We start from the raw sequence: 6,166 nt of genomic DNA on the forward strand, positions 1-6,166 counted from the left end.
AGCACCGCGTCCAGCAGGCCCTGCATCTTGTCCCGGGTCGAGGCGATCTCGGTCAGCCGCTCGCGCACCTCGTCCAGCAGCTCGTCCAGGCGCAGACCACCCAACAGGCGAGGGTTCTCGTGTTCCTCCACGATCATCAGCATCCCAAGCAGGTAGGGAAAGGTCCACCGAGCGAGTCGGAGAGCACCCCCGATCGGGGACTTTCGACCGTGTGGCGTCCGCTCCGCGAACCGGACAGTGGAGGTATTGGTGCGATCAGGTGACACGGTGGGAGTGGACGCAATGCATGGGGTGTTCGGATTGGCGCCGTACGAGGTGGAGGGCGTGCTGCGCGCGGCATCCCTGGCGCCGTCGGTGCACAACACCCAACCGTGGCGGTTCCGGGTGGCGAGCGACCGAATCGAACTGCACCCCGACCCCGAGCGCGCGCTGCCCGCCACCGACCCCGACGGCCGCGAACTGCGCCTGGCGTGCGGCGCCGCCCTGTTCAACCTGCGCCTGGGCTTGCGGGCGCGGGGCATCCGGCCACTGGTCACCCTGCTGCCCGGCTCGGGCAGCCCTGGCGCGCTGGCCGCAGTGCGCTGGGGCGGGCACCGCGACACCGACCCCGAGGTGCGCGAGCTGATCGCGGCCGTGCCGAAGCGGCGGTCCAACCGCGAACCCTTCCACGACGCGCCCGTGCCGGTCGCCCACCGGCACGCCCTCGTCCGCGCCGCCGAACGCGAACGCGCCTGGCTGCACCTGGTCGCAGCCCCCGACGAACGCGCCCGGCTCCAGGCGCTCGTCACCGAGGCCCACCGCATCCAGGCCGAGAACCTCGCCGTGCGCGCCGAACTGACCGCGTGGACCGGACCCCGCACCGACGACGGCGTGCCACCTTCCTCGGCCGGTGTGCGCCCCGCGCTCCAGGACGAGTGGGCGCTGCGTGACTTCCAGGCCCGCGAACGCCCACCGGGCAAGGACTACGAACCCGACCCGCTGGTCGCCGTGCTGTGCTCCTTCCACGAAGGGCCCCTCGGCGAGCTGCAAGCCGGGCAGGCCCTGCAACGGCTGCTGCTGGCCGGCACCGCCCTCGGGCTGTCCGCGTCCTTCATGTCCCAGCCGATCGAAGTCCGGCGGACCCATTCGCAGCTGCGCCGCTCCCTGGGCGGCTCCCTCGTGCCGCAAACCGTGCTGCGCATCGGCTTCGGCACCCCCGTCCCACCCAGTCCGCGCCGCGCCGTCGCCGACCTGCTGATGGAGCCCAGCCCATCCCGGTCCTGACGCGGCAGGGACCTTGGACCCTGCCCGGAAGGCACCCACGCCCCTGCACCGGCCGTCCCGCGCGGACCAGGCTGAGGGCATGGGTCTCGACGCGAACACCACCGCACACCCCGTCGTCGTCCTCGACGACGGTTCACCCCACCACGAGCAGGTGGTGCGCTGGGCGACCGCGCACGCCGCGCTGCTGGGCGCACCGCTGGAGCGCCACCGGCCGACCCGCGACGAGGTGCACGACCTCATGCTGCTCAGCGCCCGGGCGCAGGTCCTGGTGGTCGGCCACCGCGGTGCCGGCGGTCCCCAGCTCGGCTTGAGCCGCCTGGTGGTGCCGCTGGCCCGGCACGCGGCGTGCGACGTCGTCGTGGTCCGGGGCACCCCGGCAGCGCTGCGCGGCGACCACCACCGCATCACCGCCCTGGTCACCGGCGACGACCAGGACGACCTGGCGCTCATCCGCGCCGCCGACCTCGCCCGGCGCACCGGCGCCGCCCTGCGCGTGCTGCACGCCACCCCGACCCTGCCCGTGCGCGTCGACCAGCCGGACATCCCCGTGCGCCACGCCGACGCCGTGCTGCGCGGCGTGCGGCACACGTCGGTGCTGGCCCGGATGCACCCGCACGAGGCCATCGCCCGCTACGCCGACACCGACCTGCTCGTGCTCGCCGACCGCGGCCCGGTCGCCCGCACCGCGCTCCACCACGCCCGCTGCCCCGTCCTGATCGCCCACCGCGCCCCGGCCGAGGCGCGCCGCACCACCCGGCGACAGGCCCTCGTGCCCGGCGCGGCGCGGCCGGAGGTCCCGGCCCCGCGGTGACCTCGGGTCCTGCCCACCCGGTCCCGAGAACGACACGCTGATCAGCGGAGGTGCCCGACCATGACCCACACCGCTCTCGCCCCCGTCGTGACCGACCGCGACATCGCCCACCTGCCCGAGGCGGCGCGGCGCTACCTGCGCTTCACCGGCGTCCTCGGCCGACCCCGCGACACCGGGTTCGAGCTGCGCGCCCGCGGCTGGTTCCGCCGCAAGCCCACCGACCGCTGGGCGGCGTGCCGCGTCGAGCAGCGCAACACGACCGAGCCCGTCGGCCGCGACTACCACCTGCGCCTGGCCCTCGGGCACGTGCTGCCGGTGCACGCCACCGACACCTACGACCACGGCCGCGGCCGCCTGCGCGCCACCGCGCTGGGCGCGTTCACCGTCGCCGACGCCGCCGGCCCCGAGATGGACGCCGCCGAACTGGTCACCTACCTCGACGACGCGGTCCTGTTCGCCCCGTCCACCCTGCTCGGCCTGCCGGTCACCTGGGCCGCCGTCGACGACCGCGCCTTCGACCTCACCCTCACCGACCAGGACCTCCGGGTCACGGTCCGCGTCACCACCGACCACCGCGGCGCGCCGCGCGAGGTCACCACCGAAGACCGCTGGGCCGACCTGCCCGCCGGCCCGACCAGGACGCGGTGGTCGACCCCGGTCGACGGCTGGATCCTCGTGGCCGGTCGGATGAGGCCCCGCCGCGCCTGCGCGACCTGGCACCTGCCCGACGGGCCGTTCACCTACGCCCAGTTCGAGTTCGCCGACGCCGACATCACCTACCACCCGATCGACTGATGACCGCCCACAGCGCCGGCCGAGCCGCGATGCCGCGAGGCGCCGCGGCTGCTGCCTACGGGGACCTCGGATGGCGTCGGCCGTGCGGGGCTCGCCCGGGTCGGTGACCCGTCAGGCGGTGATCCGGCCGAACAGGTGCGCGGCGGGGGCGTCCGGGTCGTCGCCGTAGAAGAACTCCGTGAGCGCCTGGTGGAACTCGGCGCGGCTCAGCCCGCCCGAGCCGTCCAGGTCCAACGCGTCGAAGACCTCGGCGCAGTCCTCCGGGGACACGTTGCCGGCCAGGCCGAAGATCTGCCCGAACTCCGCCTGGTCGACCCGGTCGTCCCCGTCGAGGTCGACCAGGTCGAAGTAGCAGTCGGCCACCGGCCCGACCTGCTGCGGGTACAGGGCGGGATCGGCCAGCGCCCGCCGGAACCCCTCGGTCATCTCCCGCAGGTCCACCTGCCCGTCGCCGTCCTGGTCCATCGGCGCGATGACGGTGGTCCAGAACACGTCCAACCCGTCGGTCAGCCGGCGGGCGGTCCCGGCCTCCGGTACGGCGTCGCGGGCCGCGATGTAGCGCTCGCCCATCAACCGGACGTCCTGACGGGTGATCACCCCGTCGCCGTCGACGTCCGCGCCCCGGAACCACTGGCGGTACTTGAGATCCCGAATTCCTGTCATGGTCGCGCAACGTAGTGAGGCGATCGCGGTTGCCCCGGGCGACGCGACCACCGGGAAGATCGAATCACTCGTTCAGGTGAGGCCGCGCCGGTCGACTCGACCGGCACGTCGGCCGGGGTGTGCGTCAGGTGGGTGGCACGAGGTTCGGCGGCGTGAAGGCGAGCACGTCGGGAACGGGGCCCTCGTGGGGTTCGACGTCGACCAGCGCGCTGAGGGCGCTGGGGCCTTGGGACAGGCGTGAGCACGGTCGGTCCGCGGTGAGGGCGTTGGGGTTGCCGTGGCGGTCCAGCGTTCCGCTCAGGCCCGGTTGGACCGGGTCCCACCACGCGCCCGTGGACAGTTGCACGACGCCCGGCATGACCTCGTCCGACAGGATCGCGCCCGCCAGGCAGCCGCCCCGGTCGTTGTGGACGCGCACGACCATGCCGTCCTCGATGCCGCGTGCCGCGGCGTCCACCGGGTTGATCGCCACGGGTTCGCGACCGCGGATCTTGGCACCGAGGCTGTGGCCGCCGTTGTCGTACTGGCTGTGCAGGCGTGCGGCGGGCTGGTTCGAGATCAGGTGCAGCGGGAACCGGTCCGCCAGGTCGGCACCGAGCCACTCCGCCGGTTCGAACCACGTCGGGTGCCCGGCGCAGTCGTCGTAGCCGAACGAGTCGATCTTCGCCGAGAAGATCTCGATCCGGCCCGACGGCGTCGCCAGGGGGAAGCGCTCCGGGTCCGACCGGAGGTCCTGGAAACTCCCGGGGAACGGTCCGCTCAACGCCGGCAGCCCGGCGGTGGAGTTCCGCCAGAAGTCGTCGAAGCCCGGCAAGGCGTCGTCGCCGAGCGCGGCCCTGGTCTGCTCGTAGAGGTGCCGGACCCAGTCGGCTTCCGAGCGCGATTCCGTGAACTCCCGCTCGAACCCGAGCCGGGAGGCCAGCGCGGCGAAGATGTGGTGGTCGGTGCGCGACTCGCCCGCCGGTTCGCGGACCTTCGGCGTCGCGACGAGGTGGGGGTCGGAGAACCCGGCGGCGAAGTCGTCGCGCTCCAGGGTGGTGGCGACCGGGAGGACGACGTCGGCGAACTTGGCCGAGGTGTTCCACCAGGCCTCGTGGACCACGACCGTGTCGGGGACCTGCCAGGCGCGGGTCAACCGGTGGAGGTCCTGGTGGTGGTGGAACGGGTTCCCCCCGCACCAGTAGACCAGGCGGAGGTCGGGCAGCGTGAGGCGCCCGCCGTCGTAGTCGATGACCTCACCGGGGTGCAGCAGGGCGTCGGCGATCCTCGCGACGGGGATGAAGTCCGGGACCGGGTTGGGGACCTTCGGCATCCCCGCCACGAAGGCGCGTCCGGGGGCGACGCCCGTCGCGTCCATCGTCGCGTTGCCCGCGCCCCAGCCGCCCCCGGGCCGCCCCATCGAGCCCGCCATGGCGGCCAGCACGACGGACGTCCAGATCGGCTGTTCGCCGTGGTCCGCTCGTTGCACCGCGTAGTTGACCATGACGAGGGAACGTCGGGTGGTGAGGCGGCGGGCGAGGTCGGTGATCGCGTCGCGGTCGATGCCCGTGATCCGCTCGGCCCAGGCGGCGTCCTTCGGGACGCCGTCGGGTTCGCCGAGCAGGTAGGAGGCGAAGCGGTCGAACCCGACGCAGCACCGGCGGAGGAAGTCCTCGTCGTGCCACCCGTTGACCAGCATCGCGTGCGCGATGCCGAGCATGGCGGCGGTGTCGGTGTTGGGGGTGACGGGCAGCCACTCGGCGTCGAGGAAGCCGGCGACGTCGCCGCGGATGGGGCTGACGTTCACGAACTCCACCCCGGCCTCGCGGCACCGGCGTTGCAGGTCCCGCGTCCGGTGCCTGGCCAGCCCGCCGGGGTTGATCTGGCTGTTCTTGAGGGCCAGCCCGCCGAACGCCACCACGAGTTCGCAGTTGTCGGCGATCTCGTCCCACATCGGCATCCGGCTCTGGTAGCTCCACGGGTGGCCGCCGATCACGTGGGGGAGGATGACCTCCAAGGCGGCGGTGCTGTAGGTGTTGCGCGAGTCGGTGTAACCCCCGTCCAGCGCCAGGAACCGGTGGAGCTGTGCCTGCGCGTTGTGGAAGCTGCCCGCGCTCGCCCAACCGTAGGACCCGCCGAACACCGCGCCGTCCCCGTGCCGTGAGCGGACCCGGCGGAGTTCATCGCTCACCAGCGTGAGCGCGTCGTCCCAGCTCACCTCCACGAAAGCGTCCGTGCCCCTGGTCGCGCCGCGGGTGCGCGGTTCGCCGTTCAGCCAGCCCCTGCGCACCGCGGGGCGCAACACCCGAGCGCCGTCCTCGGCGGCTGTCACCATTCCGGGGCCGATGGGAGAGGGAGCGGGGTCGTCGGGCCTCGGTTCGATCCGCACCAACCGACCGGAATCGACCACGGCGACGAAGCTGCCCCAGTGCGTCGCGACCGACCTGCGCTGTTCCACGATGGATCAACTCCGCCTCTGAATTCCCCCGACGCCGGACAGCGGAATCTCCCTCCCGCCGCACGGTGCGGCTCTGGGCCGACGACGTGGCACCCACGGTAGCCCCGACCGGGGCGGGGCAGAAGACGATGTCGAGCAGGTCGTCCGGCGGCGGGGACCGGTCGGCGACGCGTCAAAGCCGGCCTGCCTTAAGGCTG

The 6,166-nt window shown here is 73.3% G+C and carries 5 protein-coding genes; 3 read left to right on the forward strand and 2 right to left on the reverse strand.

Features of this window, described 5'->3' with window-relative positions; translation table 11 throughout:
- Positions 1-282 precede the first annotated feature (282 nt).
- The 3 genes from ACFV4N_RS38160 to ACFV4N_RS38170 all read left to right on the forward strand — a co-directional run bounded on the left by ACFV4N_RS38160 (position 283) and on the right by ACFV4N_RS38170 (position 2,869).
- A complete protein-coding gene (locus tag ACFV4N_RS38160; RefSeq protein ID WP_499677555.1) occupies positions 283-1,263 on the forward strand; it encodes an Acg family FMN-binding oxidoreductase in 981 nt (326 codons plus the stop codon).
- Positions 1,264-1,342: 79 nt separating this feature from the next.
- Complete coding sequence (locus ACFV4N_RS38165; RefSeq protein WP_499677551.1) at positions 1,343-2,074, forward strand: universal stress protein; 732 nt, start codon at positions 1,343-1,345, stop codon at positions 2,072-2,074.
- 60 nt (positions 2,075-2,134) lie between these two features.
- The gene (locus tag ACFV4N_RS38170) at positions 2,135-2,869 is read left to right on the forward strand and encodes a DUF6544 family protein (RefSeq protein WP_499677552.1); all 735 of its coding nucleotides are present in this window, start codon (positions 2,135-2,137) and stop codon (positions 2,867-2,869) included.
- 111 nt (positions 2,870-2,980) lie between these two features.
- On the opposite strand, the gene ACFV4N_RS38175 is transcribed toward ACFV4N_RS38170, so the two are convergent.
- Both ACFV4N_RS38175 and ACFV4N_RS38180 read right to left on the reverse strand, forming a co-directional pair.
- Positions 2,981-3,532, reverse strand: coding sequence for an EF-hand domain-containing protein (locus tag ACFV4N_RS38175; protein WP_499677553.1), 552 nt, complete (start codon positions 3,530-3,532; stop codon positions 2,981-2,983).
- A 124-nt stretch (positions 3,533-3,656) separates the two neighbouring features.
- Positions 3,657-5,969, reverse strand: coding sequence for a molybdopterin-dependent oxidoreductase (locus ACFV4N_RS38180; RefSeq protein WP_499677554.1), 2,313 nt, complete (start codon positions 5,967-5,969; stop codon positions 3,657-3,659).
- Positions 5,970-6,166 lie beyond the last annotated feature (197 nt).

Source organism: Actinosynnema sp. NPDC059797 (assembly GCF_042732085.1).
In the GTDB taxonomy this organism is placed as follows: domain Bacteria; phylum Actinomycetota; class Actinomycetes; order Mycobacteriales; family Pseudonocardiaceae; genus Actinosynnema.